Raw genomic sequence first — 19967 nt, forward strand, 5'->3', positions numbered from 1 at the left:
AAAGGGAAGTCCGCCTTTCAATCCCTTGATGTCGGACGTTATGTGACGGCTTGGACAGAGCCGTTGTGCTTGAACGCTTGCCAACAGGGGAATGGCATTCAATAAGCAGCCGCATGAAGATTTTCGTGCCAGTAGAAGAAGCGATTCGTCGCTTCCGCGACGGTTTGTTCGCACGACTCCGGTCCTTCGACTGGTTTCAAACTGCCAGCCTGTTGGCCCTCAAAGACGACATCATTCTCGTTACGAAACAGTTTGATGATCACATTCTAATGTTCTCGCCGCGAGAAACCATCGGCAAGGACCTGTTCCGGAAGGGGCACTACCAGCGCGATTTGGCCAATCGGGTTCTTGACCTTGTCGGAGTTCCGAAGGGGAAGGTATTGCTGGAACTCGGCGCGAATATCGGCACGCACACCGTCTATCTGATGCGCAGCGGCAAATTCGATCGAGCCGTCTCTGTCGAGCCGGACCCACGCAATCTGAAGCTACTGAAGCACAATCTGTCGCTCAACGAGCTTTCGAATGCGGTGACTGTCTTTGAATGCGCCGCCGGTGACAATGAAGGGTCGATCGACCTCTATTTCGGCGATCACAATTTTGGCGCGAGCAGCGTGATCAAGCCAAATGGCAGCTCACGATCGGTTCGGGTGCCGCTTCGTCGTGTCGACGACATTCTGGCTGAGGCCAAAGTTAGTCCTGGGGATATCGGTCTGGTGTGGATGGATATCGAAGGTGCGGAGTCGGAAGCACTAAAGTCCATGGCTGAATTGGTGCGACTTCAAGTGCCCATTCTCATGGAATACGGTCCTTGGCGGTATGGACCAGAAAGAACTGATGAGATAGCCGAATACCTTGCCAGCCACTACAGACGATGCATCGTCTTCGGTGGCAAATCCGAAAGGGAAATGGATATTCGCAATGTGCTGGATCAGCGAGACATTCTTCTTCTACCGTAAGCCACTCTTTGGACCAAATACCTTAGGCGTCGATATTTTAATGCCTAAGCGTCTCGTCGTGCCGGTGAGAATTTGGCAATAGCCGAATTACGGCGACTGCCTATGCCGCTGGCGCCATACGTCCAAAGGATTTCGCCAGAGCCGGTACCGACCAGCTCGCCTGATTTGCTCGGCCATCGGCGCGTCACCATGTGTTTGGAAGAACTGTAGGACGCGTGGGCCGGCAAACGCCTTCTTGCCTCGCGTGTTGTAGTTTCTGATTGGCAGTCGATGCGGGCTGATAGCCCGGCCATTCTGGGATAGAGCTATTCCAATGCAGAACTGTTCCGCGGCATCTATCTTTGCAATCTCATGGACGGCGATCATCGGCGGGTAAGCGTCGATCAAGGCGGCAAGATTGTCCCTGTGGACGCCCAAGATGCCGCTATTCCACATCGGCTCATGGCCTGTCAAAACGTAGTCGCCGATCCGAACATCTTTGCCTTCCAGTCGCGGGCACCACGCATGCGGTCCCTCGCAGAGGCGCATGATCGATTGGCGGGGCGCAATCCTTTCGAATGATCGGGAGATGTTCCCGACTGGATACATGTCAGTGTCCATGAAAAGCAGGCGGTCCGCCTGCTTCAGGATCTCGATTAGGCACCTAGCCTTGATGCCGAAATGATAGCGCCAACCGAAAGACATCACCTCTTTCTGGTCGGCGGTTATAGTAATCGTCTCGATGGGGTATCGGCGAAAAAGCTCAGGCCTGTCGGTAGCGACGATTATTCTGGCGCCAGGGCAATTGTCCAAGAGCTTAAGCGCGCTGAGCAGCGCGCCAAAGTGATAGACCTTGTTATCGCCATACGCGATATAACCAAAAACGTCGTTCATTCGATCAATGGGGGATGTGTCAGGGACGCTCCAACTACCAACACACGCATCTGCAATCCACTCGAAACTTCACCAACGCCGGCGCGCGGTTTAGCGGATTCCCGTGGATCTGGTCCTGTAGCCGTCCAAAGTTCCCAGTTGATGGTTCTACCGGTCCGAGGCTATGTCGCAGGAGCGTTGGGGGAGGGATCTGAATGTCGACATTTTCCAAATGGCTGAGGGAAGTCCGTTCCAAACTGCCGGAGCATGTGACGGTTGGCCGTCACACCTACGGCGTGAAATGGCAGAAGGTCATGTTTCCCTCGAAGGACGCTCCGCTGAAAATCGGAGCCTTCTGCTCCATCGCGGGCCAAGTGCGTTTCATGTGCTCTGGCCAGCATCAGACCGACAGCGCAACGTCGTTTCCGATCTACAGCCGCTTGCTGAAGCAGCCCGAGCCGATCCCCAATGGCGGCAAGCCGGCTGGCATTACCATCGGCAACGACGTCTGGATCGGCAATGGCGCGATGATCCTGCCGGGTGTGGAGATCGGCGACGGTGCGGTCGTCGGCGCCGGTGCCGTCGTTACCAAAAATGTGCCGCCCTATGCCATCGTCGGTGGCTCTCCGGCCAGGCTGATCAGGTACCGCTTTTCGCAAGACGTCATCTCACAGCTGCTAGCCATCCAATGGTGGCATTGGGATGACGAGAAGATCAAAGGCGAGGCGGCTGCGCTGACAGGTCCCATAGAAACTTTCGTAGCCAGGCATTCTGTGGCAAGCACCGCCACCAAGCCGGTCGGATAGACGAAGACGAATGACGAAATCCTGTTTTTTCATAGCGGCCGACGCCACGTATTTTCCTTATGCCTGCCTGGCGGCGCGCCGGATATTGGACGTTTCGCAAAAACCAACGGACGGTTTCATTCTTCATCTCGGAGCAAGCGAGGCTGACAAGAGCGTCGCCGACCGTCTGTTGGGAGGCCGCATTCAACTCATTGACGTAACGGAATTCATGGCGGCCTCCGGGTACCGTTTTCGCCCGGGCAGCGTTGCCACTTTCATCCGGCTCTTTGTCGATCAATTTGCGGAGTTCGCGTCTTACGACCGCATCGCGCACGTCGATTGCGATGTTCTTTTCAACCGGGACATAGCCGACTTGGTGGAGCAGCCCATTCAAGCGGCGCTCCTGGCGGCGCATGACGACTACATGTATTTCCGGCCATCTTATCGGCAAAAAATGTCCATGCAGCCGGGCGCGCCTTACTTCAACGCTGGCATCATCGTGTTCAACATGGCGCCGGTGCTCGAACAGGGGCTTATGAAGCAAGCCCGGAAACTCGCCGTCGAAGGTCAGATGAACGATCAGAACGCGCTCAACATCGTCTTCGAGGGCAAATGGCAGACGATGCATCCGAACTGGAATTTGCAATCGCTGGGAACCAGCGAGTTCCGCTTCTCGCAAGCCTGGGCAAGGCATTTCGCCGGCGGCAAGCCGTGGGGCAATCAGGTCGGGGTCGAGCTCGAAGCGCTGTGCATCTGGCGCGACCTGGCCAAGGACACGCCCTGGCAAAAGCCGTTCGAGCAGCGCATACCTTTCGAGCGCGGCGTGATGAAGCGTTTCTTCCGGCGCTTCGATGCTGTTGCCGGTCTTTTGGGCAAGGACGTGCAACGCCGCCGGGCCAGATATGACGGCACGAAGATGCATCGGATCTACGCCCGGCAGGCGGACGAAGGAGCGATGGCGGTCCAGTTTCCGGAAGTGCTTGGCGGATTTGGCTGATCGGTCCGCCGCGACGCCTGTGGATAGTAACCCCTCGTTTACCACGCGCAGGCGCTCGCGTTGCGGCCCGGCATCCGACTCGCCGAAATGGAGCGGCCTGAATCCGTCAGGCAACCCCGAAGCCCAGCGGCCGGCGTTTCATGTGCCCCAAGGGATGCGTGCTTGAACGTGTTCCGCAGTATGCGCCGGCCGTCGCTTCGCCCTCATGGAAAACAAAAGCCCGCCGCGGCAATGGGAAACCGCGACGGGCTTGGCGCCCACGATGGGACGCCATGGGGAAATCGAGGCTACGCCAGCAGGCCGGCGACCTTGGCCGCCTTACGCAGCGTCTTGCGGGCTTCCACCGGGCTGCGCAGACCGTCGAGCGCGTCCCGGCAGACGCGGCTCGCCGAACGCCAGGCGCCGTCGCGCGCCCGTCCGGGCCAGCGTTGGTCGAGGCATTCCATCGCCTCGAAGCAACTCGAAACCTTGCGCTGGCCGTTTGGCTGGAAATCAATCATGACCGGTTCGGAAAACCAGACATCGTTCATCACTTTCTCCGTTTCTTATGATCGTCTTTTGGGCAAGCAAGCGGCGCTGGATGGCGCCGATGCAGGCCGAGGGCGATTGCCAACCCGCGCGTTAACCAATCGCCGCCCATTAGGTTCCGAAGAATTTTCACGGCGAGGGCGGGCTGCGCCCCAATGGCTTATGGACCGACGAATCCGCGATAGCTGAAAAATTGCGTGACCAAAGTCACTGACGCACCCTCGCGGGCGGCGCTAATGAATCCGGCAGGCTGATGAAACGCGGGAAGACCTCTCATGCTTATCGCCGTGCTCGCATCCACCATGACAGTCGCCACCTTGATGGCGACCGCTTTCGGGCTCTACGAGGAAGCGCGGCTGAGCCGTGCGCAGGCTGAAGCGGATCGTGCGCGCACGTTTCGAACGGCGTGTCGGTTTTCCGTCAAGTCGCGAGATCGATAGGTCCGACACCGCCAGGCATGTTCACGCCGCTTCACTTGGCCATGTGCATCTTTCGGGCCGGAATCCTGCTTTCGCCGGCGGTGTTCGCGGTGCTGGTGCTGTTATGGCTTTACTATCGATAGGCGGGCCTTGGAACGCCGCTAATGCTCTATTCCACCAGCACATGCGCCTCGCGCGCTGCGATGACGAAAGCCTCCCTGGCGTTGTCCGCCGCGACGTCGCCGCGGATCGCCCGCCGGCAGGCGCGCAGCGCGGCGCCATGCGGCGCGCTGCCGGCATCGCGCCATTGGCCGGTCAGCAGTTCGACGGCTTGCTCGGCGTTGGATATGTGGCGGATCGAGCCGGAAACGCCGACGGCGACTTCAACTGGCTTGGAAAACCATCCCTGGATCATAGTGAAAGCTCTCCCGAAATATGTCGGAACACGATATTTTACCGCATGGTTCCGATCCGAAACGTCAACTTAACGTGAAGCCATCTCACGAAGACGACTTATGCTGCTCATCGCCCAAGCGGCCTCCGCGAAAGCTCGATCAGCTCCGCCTCGTCGGTGATGCCCGCCATGTAGTTGGCGATGATGCGCGAGGCGCGCGCTTCCTTCTGCTCGGCGGTCTCGCCCTCGACATTGCCGTTTTCATAGACCCGGCCAAGCATGGCCGTCTCGTCGGGGGTGAACGTGTTGCGTATGACGGACATGGCTTCCTCCTCCAGCCCGGTCCCTTTGCCCGACTAATACTAGCACGCTTCGAGATCGGGAGTGAGTCGCGGCAACATCGCGGCCGAGGTCTCTTCGTCCGGGCACGTCGTCTGCTGTGCTTGCTTGCCTGCGGTTGGCCGCTGCTTTGCCGGCCTCGTTATATTCTTGCCGAATGAGCGCTTCGCTGATACGCATTAGCAGCGTGGAATTTTTCCGAGTCTGCATTGACTTGCGCCCAGAAAAGCGCCGCGCGTTCTGTCCGAGACCAACAACCTCGACGTGGTGGCAACCGGGTTACGAAGGGGTTCTGGTTGAAAAGAAGCAGGGCAGGTCCCGTGTGCAAATCGGGGCATGCTCACCAACGCTCTGGAACTCTGAAGCCATTGCCCCCATGGCCTTCGGAAGAGCATGAAGCATGGGGAAATCGATGGTCACCAAGAAACTTACCGCCAACGCAGAAAGCGCGGCAGCCTTTCTCGCGGTGATGGGCAACGAAAAGCGTCTGCTCATCATGAACTACCTGGCCGAGGGCGAACTCTCTGTCGGCGTGCTCGCTGACAAGGTCGAACTCAGCCAATCGGCGCTGTCGCAACACCTGGCCAAACTGCGCAGGTTTGGCCTGGTCGAAACCCGCCGCGATCGTCAGATGGTCTATTATTCCTGCAAGTCTTCGGCAGCGCGCGAGCTTTTGGCGCTGCTCGACGGCCTGCTGGCCATGGACAAGCCGCTTGCCGGACCGGCAAGGCAGGCATTTGTCGAGAGGATGCGGCGGCCGCAAGCCGCCTGAACTGACTGCTACGCACGGACGAGGCCGGGGGGCCTTCGTCCGGCGCGGTGCCTCGATGGCGCAACACCACGAACAAGAGCCGCACGGCGGTGCCGCTGATACTTTCCTGCGCCTCAAAGCCGAATCCGCCGCGCCGCTTGTAGGACGGACGGTTCATCACATTTGTTTGAGAGACGAGCCTCAAAGTTTCGGAAAGCTCATTTTAAGCTATTGGTATAGAATGATTTTCTTGCGAAAGTCGGCGCCGGATCCGGCCCAAGATTACAGATTCGTAAGTCGCCTCGCAGGCCTCCGCTGGCTAACCTTCTGAGTCGATCCACACCCCCGGATCATGACGGGCCTGGGCATCGCTATCGAGCCGGGGCAGCTGGTCATAACCGGCACTTGCGTTAAGCCGATAGAGGTCGAACCCGGCGATGAAGTCACCGGCGACCTCGGGAGATTTGGCCGCGTTTCGATCAGGTTTGTCTGAGCCGTTTCAGCGTGCGGCGCGCTGCCTCGTGACGACGCTGCGCACGGCGAGCACCAGCACGGTGATGATGATCAGGATCACCGAGAGTGCCGCGATCGCGGGATCGATGTTGTCGCGCAGGCCCATCCACATCAGCCGGGGGAGGGTGATGGCGTTGACCGAGGTGATGAACAGCGTCACGCCGATCTCTTCCCAGGAAAGCACGAAGGACAGCAGCGCCGCGGTGACGATGCCGAATTTGATGTTGGGCATGATGACGCGCGTCGCGCGCTCCCACACGCTGGCGCCGAGCCCGCGCGCGGCAAGGTCGATGCGCCGGTCGAGTTGGCTGAGCGACACCAGGATGAGCACCGTGGCGAAGGGCACCGTCATCACCGAATGGGCCATGGCGACACCCAGCCAGGTGTCGTAGCCGAAGAACGACGTGAGACCGGAGACCGAGGTGAGCAGGAAATAGAGCGTCACCGCCGAGACCACAGGCGGCACCACCATCGGCAGCAGCACGAAGCCGACGAGGGCAGCGGTGAAGCGTGGCTGGAACATCCACACGCCAAGGCTGAAGGTGAGGGCAAGCGCGGTGGAAAGGATGCTGCTGACGATGCCGATCCTGAGCGAAAGCAGGATCGACTCCAGCCAGCGCGGATCCTCGATCAGCGAGCGGTAGTGGCGCAGCGACAGTTCACCCGTCGGCATGGTCAGCATGCGGCTCGGCGTCAGCGACACCGGGATGACGGCCAGCAGCGGCATCAGCAGGAACAGCGCCACCAGCACGGCCAGGATCAGCGAAACGGGGCCGGGGCGATAAGTCGGCATCTTGGCTACACCAATTGCTTCGGTTTGACGTAGCGGAACATAAGCGCCATCAGCGCGCCGACGAACACCACCAGCACGACGCTGATCGCCGCGCCCAGCCCCCAGTCGGGACTCTGGAAGATGCGAAGATAAATCAGCTCCGCGATCATCACACTGCGGCCGCCGCCGAGGATCGCCGGCGTGACGAAGAAGCCGAGCGAGAAGACAAAGGTGATCAGCGCCGAGCCGATGATGCCCGAGCGCGTCATCGGCACGAACACCGTCCAGAAGGTGCGCATGCGGCTGGAGCCCAGGCCGCGCGCCGCGAGCAGCACGCGCTCGTCCAGGCTGCGCATGGCCGATGCCAGCGGGAACACCGCGAAGGGGATGAGGAAATGCGACATGCCGACAATGACGCCGAACTCATTGCGCACCAGGGTCAGCGGCTCCGAGATGAAGCCGATCGATTGCAGCCAGGTGTTGATCAGGCCGCGGTTGGAGAGCAGCGCCACCCAGCCGAAGGCGCGCGTCAGCACCGAGATCCAGAACGGCACCAGGATGCAGAACTCGGCGAGCACGCGCTGCGCCGGACTGCCGCGCACCCACACCACGGTGATGGCATAGGCGGCGGTGACCGAAACCACGGTGACGATCGCCGCGATGCGCAGCGTGCGGATGAACACCGACTGCACCAGATCGTCGGTGAGCAAAGCGTGATACTGGCCGAGCCCGGGCGTGGGGAGGGTGAAACTCCACTTCACCACGCCGAGGAACGGCCATGCATAGGCGAGGACGAGGAACAGGAGCAGCGGCGCCATCAGCAGCGCCGCGCCCGTCCTGTCGGAGAGGAGGCCTCTCATTAGAAGCTCTCGGCCGGTCAGGCCGAGATGATCTTGGTGTATTCGTCGAGCGCTGCGCCGTAGTTCTTGGCGTACCACTCCATGTCGAGCGGAATCTGCTTCTTCATGTTTTCCGGATCGACCGGGTTGATACGCTTCTTGTCGGCCGGGATCAGCGCGTCGGTCGCCGGATTGGCCGGGCCTTGGCCAAGCTTGTCGAACATCACCAGTTCCTTCTGCGGATCCTGGGTGCTGGCAATGAACTTCATCGCCGCGTCCTTGCCGCCGGGGTTGTTCTTGAGCACGGCGAGCGCGCCGGGCGAGATCAGGCCCTGGTCCCAGATGAACTTGATCTGGCCGCCGGAATCCTGCTCGATCAGCGAGGCGCGCGTCGACCACACGATCGCCATCGAAGCCTCACCGTTGAGCAGCACGCTCTGGCTTTCGGCCCCGCCGCCCCAATAGGAGACGACGTTTTCCTTGAAGGCGGCGATCTTGTCATGTGCGCGCTTCAGATCGAGCGGATAGAGCGAGGCGGGTGCTACGCCGTCGGCCAGAAGTGCTGCTTCCCAGCTCGACACGCCCCATTTGTAGAGCGAGCGCTTGCCGGGGAATTTCTTGACGTCGAAGAAGTCGGCCATGCCGGTCGGCGCATTGGAGCCGAACTTCTGCGAGTCGTAGGCGATCACATAGGAGAAGAAGTAGGTCGAGGCGGCATATTCCCAGCCGAAACCCGGCCGCATCTTGCTCTTGTCGACGATCTTGTAGTCGATCGGCTCGAGCATGCCCTGGCCGCCGAGCGTGATGGCCGAGAACGGGTCGACGTCGACCAGGTCCCAGGTCGGCGCGCCGCTCTTGTACTGCGCGGCGATCGCGCCTTCGGTCGGGCCCGAGCCGTCCATCTTGACCGGGATGCCGGTGTCCTTGGTGAAGGCCTGGCCGTAGGCTGCGTCGTAAGCCGTGATGGCGTCGCCGCCCCAGTTCACCAGCACCAGCCCTTTGGTCTCGGCGAAAGCGCCGGTCGAGCGCAAAAGCAGCGGCGTGCCGGCGAGCACGAGGCCCGCAAGCTGTGCGAACTGGCGTCGTGAAATCTCACCGCGCTTCGCCCGCTCGGCGAGGTTTTCCATTGCCTGTTTCTTCGTATCGTTCGTCATGTCAGTTCCCCTTGTTGTCGTTGATTTGAACCGGAAGCCGATGCGGCCGAATTCGGGCCGCAGCGGCGCTCTCATTGTCCTCCGTCCGGAAGGAGGAAACCCTTTTCGGCCGGCCATGTCAGCCAGACGGAATTGCCTTTGCTCAAAGCTGCCGCCGCGACCTCGTTCGGCACCGAGACGGTTACCTTGGCGCCCTGGCGCGTGGTGAGGTCGAGCTTGGTCGCAGCCCCCAGATAGGTCGAGGCGACAGCGGTCGCGGCGATGCCGTTCTCGTTGACTGACGCTTCCGGCGCGATCGACATGTCCTCGGGGCGGATGGCAAGAATGGCGTCGCCCTTTATCACTTCGGCCTTGCAGCGCATGTTGACCGCGCGGTCCTCGCAGAGGCCCGTGGCGCCATTGTCGGCGGGGCGAACGCCCTTCACCGGCAGCATGTTGATCTCGCCCAGGAACTCGGCGACGAAGCGGTTGGCGGGCCGGTCATAGACCTCATCCGGCCTGCCGACCTGCAGAAGCTTGCCGTGATTGAAGATGGCGACGCGCGACGACAGCGCCAGCGCCTCGCTCTGGTCGTGCGTGACGAAGACGAAGGTGGTGCCGGTCTCCTGGTGCAGCCGCTTCATCTCGGCCTGCATCTGGCCGCGCAGGCTCTTGTCGAGCGCCGAGAACGGCTCGTCGAGGAGCAGCACGCCCGGTTCGAACACCAGCGCGCGGGCCAGCGCCACGCGCTGCTGTTGGCCGCCGGAAAGCTGCGCCGGCAGCTTCTTCTCATGGCCGTTGAGGCCGACGCGCTCAATCATCTCGCCGACACGGCTTTTGATCTCGGCGGCCGATTTCTTGCGCACCTTGAGCGGGAAGGCGATGTTCTGTTCCACGCTCATATGCGGAAACAACGCGTAGCCCTGGAACACCATGCCGGCAGCGCGTTGCTCGGCCGGCCGGTTGGTGATGTCGACGCCGTCGCTGAAAAGCTTGCCTTCGCTCGGCTGCACGAAGCCGGCCAGGATCATCAGGAAAGTGGTCTTGCCGGAGCCGGAGGGTCCGAGCAGCGTCAGGAACTCGCCGCGGCCGATATCGAGCGACAGATTATCGAGCGCGCGGAACGAGCCGAAGCTCTTGCCGATCCCGTTCGCCTTGATTTCTGCGGCCCGGCCGGGTTGCTGCATCCTGGCTCCTTCCTCAGTTCCCAGAGAAATCGTAGGCATGGCGCGCGTTCACCGCAACCGAATAGTTTTCGCCTGATCGGCAAATTTGATTCACGGGTGGCCGACATTGGCGGGTGATTGGGGCGTCTATGGACGCGGGCCTTCGGCGCTCACCGGCGTTCGCGATTGGCGAAAGCGTTCACGCCGTCGTCATTCCAGGGCGGAGCAAGGAGCGAAGCGACGCGCGCAGACCCTGGAATCCATGCCGTGACCTTATACGCGTCGCAACGGTGCAGAATTCTGGTCCGCCGTGTTCGACGGCAAACGTCACGGCATGGATCCTCGGGTCAAGCCCGAGGATGACGAAAGCGAAGGGCACTCGCCCCGCCTCAATACTTCGCCAGGCTGCTCTCCGACAACTTCGCTCGCAGCCAGTCACTGAAGGCGTTGAGCACCGGGTGTCCGGCCTTGGCGTGTTCGAACACCAGGAAATAGGCGCGCGGCGAGGGGACCGACGCTTCGAACGGCTTGACCAGCCGGCCCTCGCTCAGCGCCCTGCGGCCGGTCAACTCGTCGCCGAGCGCAATCCCCTGGCCGGCGATCGCCGCCGAGAAGACGAGGTTCATGTCAGAAAAGAAGATGCCGCCTTCGGTATCGGGGTTCTCCACCTTGGACAGCGCCAGCCAGCGCGCCCAGTCCTCGGTGTCGGAAAGATGCAGGAGATTGGCGCGCAGCACGTCGGCGGGTTTGGAAAAGCCGCCGATCTTGTTGAGCAGCGTCGGGCTGCAGAGCGGTGTGAAGTGGACTTCGCAGAGCAACTCCACCGCCCGGTTCGGCCAGTTGCCGACGCCGAAGGCGATGAAGGCGTCGGCCTCCGGGTTGGAGACGTCGTCGAGCCGCCGCGGCGTGAGCACCGAGAGCGCCACATCCGGATACATCTGCTGGAATTCGCCGATATGGGTGCACAGGAACATCGAGGCGAAGCCCGGCGGGCAGGAGATGCCGAAGGAGCCGCCGACGCCGGCGCCGCTGTTTTGCGTTCCCGCGTCGCCGAGCACGGTCAGCGCCTTGCGGACATCCGCCGCGTAGCGCTGGCCGCGCGGCGTCAGCGCCACACCCTTGCCGATACGCTGGAGGAGATCGAAACCGAGATCGCGTTCAAGCAGCCTCAGCTGGTGCGAGACAGCGCTGCGGGTGAGGTGGAGCTCGTCGGCGGCGCGCCACACGCTGCCATGACGGGCGAAGCTGTCGAGGGCGCGTAGCGCCTGTGTGGAGGGTATTCGCAAGGGACCTCAGGTGAACCGAATTTGCACGAACCGGGAAAACATATCACTTTTTGATGAGCCGCTTCACTGCTTTCTTGGGTCCATGGAGAAACCGGTGACGACCCCGGCGCAAGAAACCGCGCTTGCCTGTATCGACAGCATCCAGCCGCTGCTGTCGGCCTGGACGCGCACCATCTTCGATTTCGGCGAGACCGCCTGGCGCGAGTACCAATCGGCCGCCTGGTATGTGGACCGGCTGAAGCGCGAGGGCTTTTCGGTCGAGGAAGGCTCGGGCGGCATGCCGACCGCCTTCTGCGCCCACTGGACCAATGGCGACGGCCCGGTGATCGGCATGTATGGCGAGTATGACGCCGTACCCGGCAACTGCCAGGACGCCGCGACGGTCAAGCGGCCGCGAGAAGGGTTGGGCGTCGAGGCCGGCGGCCACACCGATCCGCATTCGGGGCTCGGCATCGGCAGTCTCGGCGGGCTTCTCGCCACCAAGGCGGCGATGCTGGAGCACGGCATCAAGGGTACGCTGCGCTTCACCGGCGAGCCGGCCGAGAAGGTGAGGGGCTCGAAGCCGATCCATGCCGCGAAAGGCTACTATGACGGCCTCGCCGGCATGATCTCCTTCCATCCTTTCTACATGCTGCCGCTCTGCAACACGGCGCGCTGGGACACGCATTGCGGCGCCGCCTATTCAATGATCTACCGCTTTGTCTGCGACGAACCGGAGAACTGGACCCGCGCGGCAACCGATGGCGCGCCGATCCCGCAGGCGCATTCGGCGGTCAGGGCGCCGGGCGCCAACGACGCGCTGATGATGATGTACATGGCCTCCAAGGCGCTGCGCGATTCCATGCTGACGCATCAGGGCGGCTGGTCGATCAGCGAGGCGATCCTGACGGCCGGCCAGGCGACCGCCGACAATTTGCCGGCCGGCCTCGCCGAGATCCAGTACATGATCCGCGTGCCGACGATCGCGATGGCCGAGCAGGTGAGCGCCGTGCTCGATCGCAATGCGGAAGCAGCGGCGAAGATGAGCGGCTGCCGCTACGAGCGCCACTGGGTCTCGAAGTCGCGCCCGGGATTGGCCAACCACGCCATGGCCGACATCACCTACGCGGCGCTCTCCACTGTCGGCGCGCCGCGCTGGGACGAGGCAGCCAAGGCCATCGCTCGCGAAATCCAGGTCAATGCAGGCGGCGAGCTGGCGGAAAACCCGTTCATCGACGAGCTGGAGCGGCTGATTTCGCCGCAAGAGGCCGAGGCGATCCTGCGCCGCGACCTGCCGCCATCGCAGGTGAACTCCACCTCCGACGACTACACCGACATGAGCTGGCACGCGCCGACGTCGCGCTTCTACGTTGCCCGTCCGGCGCTACGCGCGGCCAAGGGCCATACTTATCCGGCCTGGGTGATGAACGCGCTGGGCGGCATCCCCGCCACCATCGATCCGATGGTTACCTGCGCCGCGAAGACGGTCGCGCTCACCGCGCTGCGCCTGCTGGAAGACAAGGCCGCGCGCGATGCCGCGATGGACGAGTTCGTCAAGCGAACCGGCGGCGGCGTCGGCGGCTCGAACTGGATCGCGCCGCTCTGCGACTATGAACCGCCGATCCATTTCCGCTGGCCGGAATATGTCACCACGCCGCGCGGGCGCGACTGGTGGATTCCGGCCGCTTTGACCGCATAACCGATCAACAGAACAGTCCAGAGGAGAACACCATGACCGTCCATGACCGCATCGTCGCCGAGCCGTTCTCGCTGCAGCGCCGCAACCCCAATGGCGGCACCAAACCGCTGACCGCCTGGGGTTTCGCCAACGAAACCGACGTCTTGACCGACGTGCTGCTCGGCTCGCCCAATTTCCTGCGCCATCTGTCGACCAGCTCACTGTCGCGGAAACATCTGCGCGAGGCGCCCTGCAACGTCCAGATCGCGCAGGCGCAGCACAAGGACCTCGTCGCCGCCTACGAGCATTTCGGCGTCAACATCCACTGGCACGAGCCGACGCCGGAACTGCCGATGCAGGTCTATTCGCGCGACTCCAGCGTCATGACGCCTTACGGCGCCTTCATCACCGCCATGGCCAACTGGTGGCGGCGCGGCGAGAACTACGCCGCCATCCGCACCTATGAAAAGCTCGGCATCCCGATCTACGACATGGTGACGGCCGGCACCTTCGAGGGCGGCGACTTCAACGTCATCGAGGAGGGCGTGGTGCTGATCGGCTGCGGCGGCGCCCGCACCCAGGAAGAGGGCGCCCGCCAGGTGCAGGACTGGTTCGAGAAGGAAGGCTGGGAGACACGTCTTGCCTTCATCGACGAATATTACGTCCATATCGACCTGATGGTGGTGCCGATCGCCGAAAAGCTCACTGCCGTCTGCCTCGCCTGCACCGAGCCCGGCATCGTCGACTGGCTGAAGGGCAAGGGCCACGAGATCATCGACGTGCCCTTCCAGGACACGATGGCGCTCGGCTGCAACTTCATGTCGCTCGGCAAGGACAGGGTGATCGCGCCGACCTCCAGCAAGACGCTGATCGAGAAGCTGAAGGCTCAAGGCTTCGAGGTCGCGGCCGTCGACATGAGCGAAATCTCCAAGACCGGCGGCGGCATCCACTGCATGGCTCAGGCGCTGAAGCGGGTGCCGGCGTAACGGACTTTCGAACTTCGGCAATCGTCCACGATGAAAGCCAATCCCTCTGGCCGACAGGCCAGGGGGATGTTTCTTGCGCGGCTTGTCAGGAAATTTCCGTCTCTCCGGTTCCGGCCAATCCGATCCTGCGCTAGGCTCCCCGCCAGCCGAAACAGGATTGCCGCGAAGATGATCGTCCAGGCGTGCATCAACGGCGCCCGCCCCGCCGATTTCCATCCCGCGCTGCCGCTCGATCCTGAGGCGATGGCGCGCGACGCCGCCGCCTCGATTGCGGCGGGCGCCGCCGAGCTGCATGTGCATGCGCGCGGCACTGATCGCCGCGAGAGCTTGGCGCCGGAAGCGATGGACAGGACGGTCGCGGCACTCCGCCGCGCCTGCCCGGGCACGCTGATCGGCGTCTCCACCGGCGCCTGGATCGAGAAGGATGATTTGCGCACCCTGGTCGCCATCTCCGGCTGGCGCGAACTGCCCGATTATGCCTCGGTCAATCTCAGCGAGACGGCGGCGCCGGAAGTGATGGAGGCCCTGCGCGGCCGCGGTGTCGGCATCGAGGCTGGGCTTGCCTCGATCGGTGATGCTCTAAGGCTCGCTAGCCTCGACCATGGCGGCCGGGTGCTGCGCGTGCTGATCGAGATTTCCGAGCAGGCGCTGGACGAGGCCTTCGCCGTCGCCAACGGCATCGGGAAGGTGCTTGAGCGCGCCGGCATCCGCCGCTCCATCCTGTTGCATGGTGAGAACGCCACGGTCTGGCCCTTCGTGGAGAGGGCGGCGGCGAGGAAACTTTCGACGCGGGTGGGGCTGGAGGACGGCAAGGAATTGCCGGACGGCAGCATAGCCGATGGTAATGCCGCGCTGGTGGCGGCGGCGGTCGGGATTTATCGCGGAGCGTGACCCTGATTCCTCGCCCCACGCAGTGGGGAGAGGTGGCTCGGCGAAGCCGAGACGGAGAGGGGAGCACCCTACGAAGGCCCCCGCTCCGTCCGCTTCGCGGACACCTCTCCCCCGCCGCTGGCGGGGGCGAGGAACCAGCTCAGCACTCAGCCAATTTTCGCCAAAGGCTCGGCTTTTATCTCGACCCACTCGCAGCGGCGGCTGTCGTGGTAGAAGGACTGGAAGGGCGGCGGAAACGACGGGTCCGCGAACGCGCCTACCGGAATGGCGGTAAGGCCGGGTTGCGTGTCGATGCGATAGTGGACGGTGGTTCCGCAGTCCGGGCAGAAACTATAGATGACACGGCCGCCCAGCTCGCCGACGCGCGTAAACTGTGCCGACCGCCCCTCTATCGAAACGTCCGCCTCGGCAAATCGCACATTGTAGCTGAAGGCGCTGCCGGTGCGCCGCTTGCAATCAAGGCAATGGCAAACCGAAATGCGCACCGGCTCGCCCGAACAGGTGGCTGACAGCTGACCGCAGGAACATTCGGCGCGACGCGTGACCATGCTGGCTCCCTTCAGCTCCTGCTTCCCGGTGGGACCAATGAGCAACAGCTTATTCAGCTCTACGGCGCGGCGAAAGGACGTGCCGGCCGGTCAGTCCGCCCGGTGCATCACGCCTGCCAAACCGCCAGATCCGCCAGGATGCGCGCCTTCACGCCAGTGTCGGCATAGCTCGCGTGCACCGATGTCGCGGCGAGCTGGCGGATGGTTTCGCCATCCCAGGCGAAGGTCTCGGCGCAGGCGGCGTAAGAGGCTTCGAGCGTGGTGTCGAGCAGCGCCGGATCGTCGGTGTTGATCGAGACGGGAACGCCGGCCTTGCGCAGCGCGTCGATCGGGTGCTCGGCAAGCGATGGATAGACTCCGAGCGCGATGTTGGAGATCGGGCAGATGCCAAGTGGAATCTTCCTCTGCGCAAGCAACTCGACCAGGGCCGGCTCCTCGATTGCCCGCACGCCATGGTCGATGCGGTCGGCGCCAAGCAACTCGATCGCGTCGCGGACACCTTCGGGGCCGCTCGACTCGCCAGCATGCACGGTTCGGCGCAGTCCGGCCGCGGCCGCGCGGCGAAACGCCTCGGCGAAGCGCGGACCAGTGCGGCCGGCGGCCGCCTCGTTTCCGTCGATCGAAAGGGCAACGACCCGCCGGTGCCTGATCCTGCTCAGCAATTCCACCAGCTCAATGGCGTCTTCGGCAGACTGGGTGCGCAGAAGGCTGACGCAGAGCCCGACCGGCGGGTATCCGTCCTGCTCGGCGGCCGCGAAGCCAGCGTCGAAGGCGTCGATCATCCCGGGGATGTTCCGATGCCAGTGAGGCCAGTGGGTCGGGTTGACGATGGCGTCGGCGTAGCGCACGCCGCTCCTGGCCATTCGTGCAGCAAATTTGTAGGCAGCGACAGCCAATTGCTCGCGCGTGCGGAACGTGCCGCACACCCAGTCGAGCATCTCGAGGAAGCTTTTCAGGTCGTGTGCTTCGAAGAGCCTGTCGCGCGGCGCGCGCAGCAGAATGCCGGCCTGCTCGCAGTTGCTAATGACGTCGTCGGCCTCGAAGCAACCCTCGATATGGATGTGCACCTCGGCCTTCGGCAATGCGACGTAGTCAGTCAATGAAGCCTCCTCCCGAACCCGTGGCGTATCCAACCACGAAACACCGGGTGCACGCTTCAAGAAATGCTTGAAAGATTTGTGTGGCGTCGCGCGTGAGCTGGTTCCTGTCCCTGCTTGGTGGGGGGCAAGGGAGGGGCTACTGCGTATCCGCGTTGGCCCTCAACTCGGCGCGTTTCTCATCCGACACCACGGCGAGGTCCAGCACCTTCTGCAGGCCTGCCGCGTGGCGGAAGGTCGGTTCGGTCTGCACGCCGCTCTTCACCGCTTCGACGAAACGCTGGTAGTTGGTCGGCACGGAGCCTGCATCGAGCTCCTCCCATTTGGCGCTCTCTATATTGTCGCCGATACAGGCCCTCAGAGCCGAGCCTTCGAGATTGTGCACCACCTCGATGCCGCCCTTGTCGCCATAGATGCGCAGGCGCAATTCGTTCATATGGCCGGTCGCCCAGCGGCTGGCATGCACCACGCCGAAGGCGCCGTTAGCGAAGTCGAGCGTCATCGCAAAACTGTCATTGGCGTCGAGCTGGTACTCGCCGATGCGGTTGCCCGGCGCCTTGTCGAAGGCGCGCAGCCGGCAGAAGACGTGGTCGATGTCGAGCGCCGCGCCATAGCTGGCGAAATCGAGGATATGGATGCCGACATCGCCGAGCACACCGTTGGAACCGTGGCGGCGCGACAGCCGCCACAGCCATTTCGGATCGGTGCGCCAGTCGCCCCAGAATTTCGACACCAGCCAGCTCTGCAGATAGGAGGCTTCGACATGGCGAACCGTGCCGATCTCGCCGGCCTGCACCATCTGGCGCGCTCTCTGCAGCGCGGCCACGTTTCGATAGGTGAGGTTGACCATGTTAACGACGCCGGCGGCTTCCGCGGCATCGGCCATTTCGCTCGCCTTGCCGAAATTTTCCGCCAGCGGCTTCTCGCACAGCACCGGCTTGCCGGCGGCGACCAGGGCCATCGTGGTCGGGTGGTGGATGCGGTCCGGTGTGACATTGGCGACCGCGTCGAAGTCGCCCCAGTCGAGCGCCGCCTCCAGCGAGGTGAAGCGGTTCGGGATCTTGTAGGCGTCCGCGTATTCATCGACGCGGGCCGCATCGACATCGACCGCGCCGACGATGTCGATGCCCTCGATGGCGCCGAAGCGGCGGGCATGTTCCTGCGCCATCCAGCCGGTACCGAGTATCAAAAGCCGCATTTTGCTTCCTTGAGCGATTTGGTTCGATTCAATCGTGTGAGATGAATGTGACCCAGGCGCTGTTTCCGCGCAATCCCGCACGAAGTAGGCAAGCGCCTTTTTTAGCGGAAGCCGGCCTCGCCATGCGCGTGCAGCTTGGCTCCGCGCTCCTCGATCGGCTCCAGCGCCTTCTCCACCGGCACGTTCGGCGCATCGAGGATGGCTGGCTTCGACCCTTGCGGGTTGTGCGCCCATTTCACCGCGTTGCGCAGCACCTTCTGCACCGTAGCATCGTGATAGGTCGGGTAGGTTTCGTGTCCGGGGCGGAAGTAGAAGACATTGCCGGCGCCGCGCCGGTAGGTCAGGCCGGAGCGGAACACCTCGCCGCCCTGGAACCAGGAGATAAACACGGTTTCCAGCGGCTCCGGCACGGCGAACTGCTCGCCATACATCTCCTCGTTCTCCAGTTCGAAGAACTCGCCGACGCCTTCGGCGATCGGATGGTTGGGGCTCGTCACCCAGAGCCGCTCGCGCTCGCCGGCTTCGCGCCATTTCAGCGTGCAGGGCGTGCCCATCAGCCGCTTGAAGATCTTCGAGAAATGGCCGGAATGCAGCACGATCAGCCCCATGCCCTGCCAGACGCGGCGAGCGACGCGCTCGACCACCTCGTCGGCCACCGCGCCATGGTCCTTGTGGCCCCACCAGACCAGAACGTCGGTTTCGGCGAGGCGGGATTGCGGCAGGCCGTGCTCCGGCTGCTCCAGCGTGGCTGTCGAGGCGGAGATCGCCTTGTCCGTGTTCAGCGCCTTGGCGATGGTCGCGTGCATGCCTTCCGGATAGATGGAGGCGACCACCTCATTGGTCCGCTCATGGATGTTCTCGCCCCAGACGACAGCGCGAATTGTCATGGATTGCCTCGTGAGTGATTGGGAGCCGCCCCGCGCCATAGATAGCGCCTTCGCCCGGTATTGAAAGCGGTTTTCGAGCGCCGCCCCGATGCACCTGGAGCCTGACACGAAAGTCTCCATGCCGGCCAACGACATAGGCCGTTATGCTTCGATGTTGATTCAACCCTGATCAGCCAATTGGCAAGCGTCGTGCCTCGGCTACAATGTCAGCTATGGGCGAAGTGCTTGTAGGGATAGCGATTTTTGCGTGCCTGGCCGGGGCCTCGCTGGTCAGCTTGATGATGCATGAGCGATTCCCCGCCCACCACCTTGGGGACGACACCAGCGCGGTGATACGGCTTGCCGCGAACCTTTTCGTGGTGATGTCCTCGCTTATGCTCGGCCTGATGATCAACTCGGCCAAGAACACGTTTGAGTCCATCAACGGCAACGTACACACTTTCGCCACCGAGATCATTCTGCTCGACCGAACGCTCCGGCATTACGGGCCGGAGGCCGACAGCGCCCGGCAGTCGCTTGCCGCCTATGTCCAGCGCGTCGTCGACACCTCCACCGCCAACAGCGACACAACCGTCGTTCCGAACAGGCTGTCGGAACTGCTGCTCAATCAGGTCGGAGACATCCTGGCGGGATTGACGCCCATGGATGCCAGGCAGACCGCCGCCCAACAGGCCGCGGCGCAGCAACTCCAGAAGCTGATCGAGCAGCGCTGGATACTGGCCGAGCAGTCCGAGGGCGCCATCCCTGCGCCGCTGATCGCGCTGCTCGTGGCATGGCTGACGCTTATCTTCGCCAGCTTCGGCTTCAGGGCGCCGACCAATGGCACCGTCGTCTTCACATGCCTCATTTCCGGAGCGCTGGTGGCGGCAGCGGTCTATTTGATCATCGATATGGACAGTCCCTTCTCAGGCCCGATCCAGGTCTCGCCAGCGCCCCTGCAAAGGGCGCTGGCGGAACTGACGGCACAATGAGG

At 62.8% G+C, this 19967-nt stretch carries 21 protein-coding genes and 1 pseudogene; 9 read left to right on the plus strand and 13 right to left on the minus strand.

Annotation, left to right across the window (positions count from 1 at the left end):
- The first annotated feature begins 113 nt into the window (after window positions 1-113).
- Complete coding sequence (locus RFM52_RS08380) at window positions 114-956, plus strand: FkbM family methyltransferase (protein WP_320296244.1); 843 nt, start codon at window positions 114-116, stop codon at window positions 954-956.
- 87 nt (window positions 957-1043) lie between these two features.
- On the opposite strand, the gene RFM52_RS08385 is transcribed toward RFM52_RS08380, so the two are convergent.
- Window positions 1044-1829, minus strand: a complete 786-nt coding sequence (locus RFM52_RS08385; RefSeq protein WP_320296243.1) for a hypothetical protein — start codon at window positions 1827-1829, stop codon at window positions 1044-1046.
- A gap of 467 nt (window positions 1830-2296) precedes the next feature.
- Between RFM52_RS08385 and RFM52_RS32790 the strand changes: the two are divergent.
- Together RFM52_RS32790 and RFM52_RS08395 are read left to right on the plus strand one after the other, a co-directional pair.
- A pseudogene (locus RFM52_RS32790) lies at window positions 2297-2512 on the plus strand (DapH/DapD/GlmU-related protein); the annotation flags it as partial.
- Window positions 2513-2624: 112 nt separating this feature from the next.
- Complete coding sequence (locus RFM52_RS08395) at window positions 2625-3590, plus strand: glycosyltransferase family 8 protein (protein ID WP_320296241.1); 966 nt, start codon at window positions 2625-2627, stop codon at window positions 3588-3590.
- Window positions 3591-3877: 287 nt separating this feature from the next.
- Here RFM52_RS08395 and RFM52_RS08400 read toward each other — a convergent pair whose 3' ends face one another.
- Window positions 3878-4120, minus strand: coding sequence for a DUF982 domain-containing protein (locus tag RFM52_RS08400; protein WP_320296240.1), 243 nt, complete (start codon window positions 4118-4120; stop codon window positions 3878-3880).
- Between the two features lie 273 nt (window positions 4121-4393).
- Here RFM52_RS08400 and RFM52_RS08405 point away from each other — a divergent pair, with 273 nt between their 5' ends.
- Complete coding sequence (locus RFM52_RS08405) at window positions 4394-4558, plus strand: hypothetical protein (protein WP_320296239.1); 165 nt, start codon at window positions 4394-4396, stop codon at window positions 4556-4558.
- 148 nt (window positions 4559-4706) lie between these two features.
- Here RFM52_RS08405 and RFM52_RS08410 read toward each other — a convergent pair whose 3' ends face one another.
- Both RFM52_RS08410 and RFM52_RS08415 read right to left on the minus strand, forming a co-directional pair.
- Complete coding sequence (locus RFM52_RS08410) at window positions 4707-4952, minus strand: DUF982 domain-containing protein (RefSeq protein WP_320296238.1); 246 nt, start codon at window positions 4950-4952, stop codon at window positions 4707-4709.
- A gap of 107 nt (window positions 4953-5059) precedes the next feature.
- Entirely contained in the window at window positions 5060-5254 is a 195-nt protein-coding gene (locus RFM52_RS08415; RefSeq protein WP_320296237.1) for a hypothetical protein, read from the minus strand.
- A gap of 428 nt (window positions 5255-5682) precedes the next feature.
- Between RFM52_RS08415 and RFM52_RS08420 the strand changes: the two genes are divergently transcribed.
- Window positions 5683-6042 carry an ArsR/SmtB family transcription factor gene (locus RFM52_RS08420; protein ID WP_040988334.1) on the plus strand — a complete coding sequence of 120 codons (360 nt, stop codon included), beginning with the start codon at window positions 5683-5685 and terminating at the stop codon, window positions 6040-6042.
- A gap of 478 nt (window positions 6043-6520) precedes the next feature.
- Here the strand turns inward: RFM52_RS08420 and RFM52_RS08425 are convergent, their stop codons facing one another.
- From RFM52_RS08425 to RFM52_RS08445, 5 genes are all read right to left on the minus strand, one after another.
- Window positions 6521-7327, minus strand: coding sequence for an ABC transporter permease (locus tag RFM52_RS08425; protein WP_320296236.1), 807 nt, complete (start codon window positions 7325-7327; stop codon window positions 6521-6523).
- A 5-nt stretch (window positions 7328-7332) separates the two neighbouring features.
- Window positions 7333-8166 (minus strand): ABC transporter permease, encoded by an 834-nt coding sequence (locus RFM52_RS08430; RefSeq protein WP_320296235.1) that lies wholly within the window; start codon window positions 8164-8166, stop codon window positions 7333-7335.
- Window positions 8167-8183: 17 nt separating this feature from the next.
- Window positions 8184-9299 carry an ABC transporter substrate-binding protein gene (locus tag RFM52_RS08435; protein ID WP_320296234.1) on the minus strand — a complete coding sequence of 372 codons (1116 nt, stop codon included), beginning with the start codon at window positions 9297-9299 and terminating at the stop codon, window positions 8184-8186.
- A 71-nt stretch (window positions 9300-9370) separates the two neighbouring features.
- A complete protein-coding gene (locus RFM52_RS08440) occupies window positions 9371-10465 on the minus strand; it encodes an ABC transporter ATP-binding protein (protein WP_320296233.1) in 1095 nt (364 codons plus the stop codon).
- Window positions 10466-10833: 368 nt separating this feature from the next.
- Entirely contained in the window at window positions 10834-11730 is an 897-nt protein-coding gene (locus RFM52_RS08445; RefSeq protein WP_320296232.1) for a LysR substrate-binding domain-containing protein, read from the minus strand.
- Window positions 11731-11812: 82 nt separating this feature from the next.
- Between RFM52_RS08445 and RFM52_RS08450 the strand changes: the two genes are divergently transcribed.
- From RFM52_RS08450 to RFM52_RS08460, 3 genes are all read left to right on the plus strand, one after another.
- On the plus strand, window positions 11813-13408 hold the full coding sequence (locus RFM52_RS08450; protein WP_320296231.1) for a zinc-binding metallopeptidase family protein: 1596 nt from the start codon (window positions 11813-11815) through the stop codon (window positions 13406-13408).
- 32 nt (window positions 13409-13440) lie between these two features.
- Complete coding sequence (locus RFM52_RS08455) at window positions 13441-14373, plus strand: dimethylarginine dimethylaminohydrolase family protein (RefSeq protein WP_040988460.1); 933 nt, start codon at window positions 13441-13443, stop codon at window positions 14371-14373.
- A 168-nt stretch (window positions 14374-14541) separates the two neighbouring features.
- Window positions 14542-15264, plus strand: a complete 723-nt coding sequence (locus tag RFM52_RS08460; RefSeq protein ID WP_320296230.1) for a 3-keto-5-aminohexanoate cleavage protein — start codon at window positions 14542-14544, stop codon at window positions 15262-15264.
- A gap of 146 nt (window positions 15265-15410) precedes the next feature.
- Here RFM52_RS08460 and RFM52_RS08465 read toward each other — a convergent pair whose 3' ends face one another.
- From RFM52_RS08465 to RFM52_RS08480, 4 genes are all read right to left on the minus strand, one after another.
- On the minus strand, window positions 15411-15812 hold the full coding sequence (locus tag RFM52_RS08465; RefSeq protein ID WP_320296229.1) for a GFA family protein: 402 nt from the start codon (window positions 15810-15812) through the stop codon (window positions 15411-15413).
- 107 nt (window positions 15813-15919) lie between these two features.
- Window positions 15920-16912: an adenosine deaminase gene (add, locus tag RFM52_RS08470; RefSeq protein WP_320296228.1), complete on the minus strand. Its 993-nt coding sequence runs from the start codon at window positions 16910-16912 to the stop codon at window positions 15920-15922.
- A gap of 136 nt (window positions 16913-17048) precedes the next feature.
- Entirely contained in the window at window positions 17049-18107 is a 1059-nt protein-coding gene (locus tag RFM52_RS08475; protein ID WP_320296227.1) for a Gfo/Idh/MocA family protein, read from the minus strand.
- A gap of 101 nt (window positions 18108-18208) precedes the next feature.
- Complete coding sequence (locus tag RFM52_RS08480) at window positions 18209-18994, minus strand: ThuA domain-containing protein (protein WP_320296226.1); 786 nt, start codon at window positions 18992-18994, stop codon at window positions 18209-18211.
- A 212-nt stretch (window positions 18995-19206) separates the two neighbouring features.
- Here RFM52_RS08480 and RFM52_RS08485 point away from each other — a divergent pair, with 212 nt between their 5' ends.
- Window positions 19207-19965 (plus strand): bestrophin-like domain, encoded by a 759-nt coding sequence (locus RFM52_RS08485; protein ID WP_320296225.1) that lies wholly within the window; start codon window positions 19207-19209, stop codon window positions 19963-19965.
- Window positions 19966-19967 lie beyond the last annotated feature (2 nt).

It is taken from the genome of Mesorhizobium humile (assembly GCF_033977215.1).
GTDB classification, from domain to species: domain Bacteria; phylum Pseudomonadota; class Alphaproteobacteria; order Rhizobiales; family Rhizobiaceae; genus Mesorhizobium; species Mesorhizobium humile.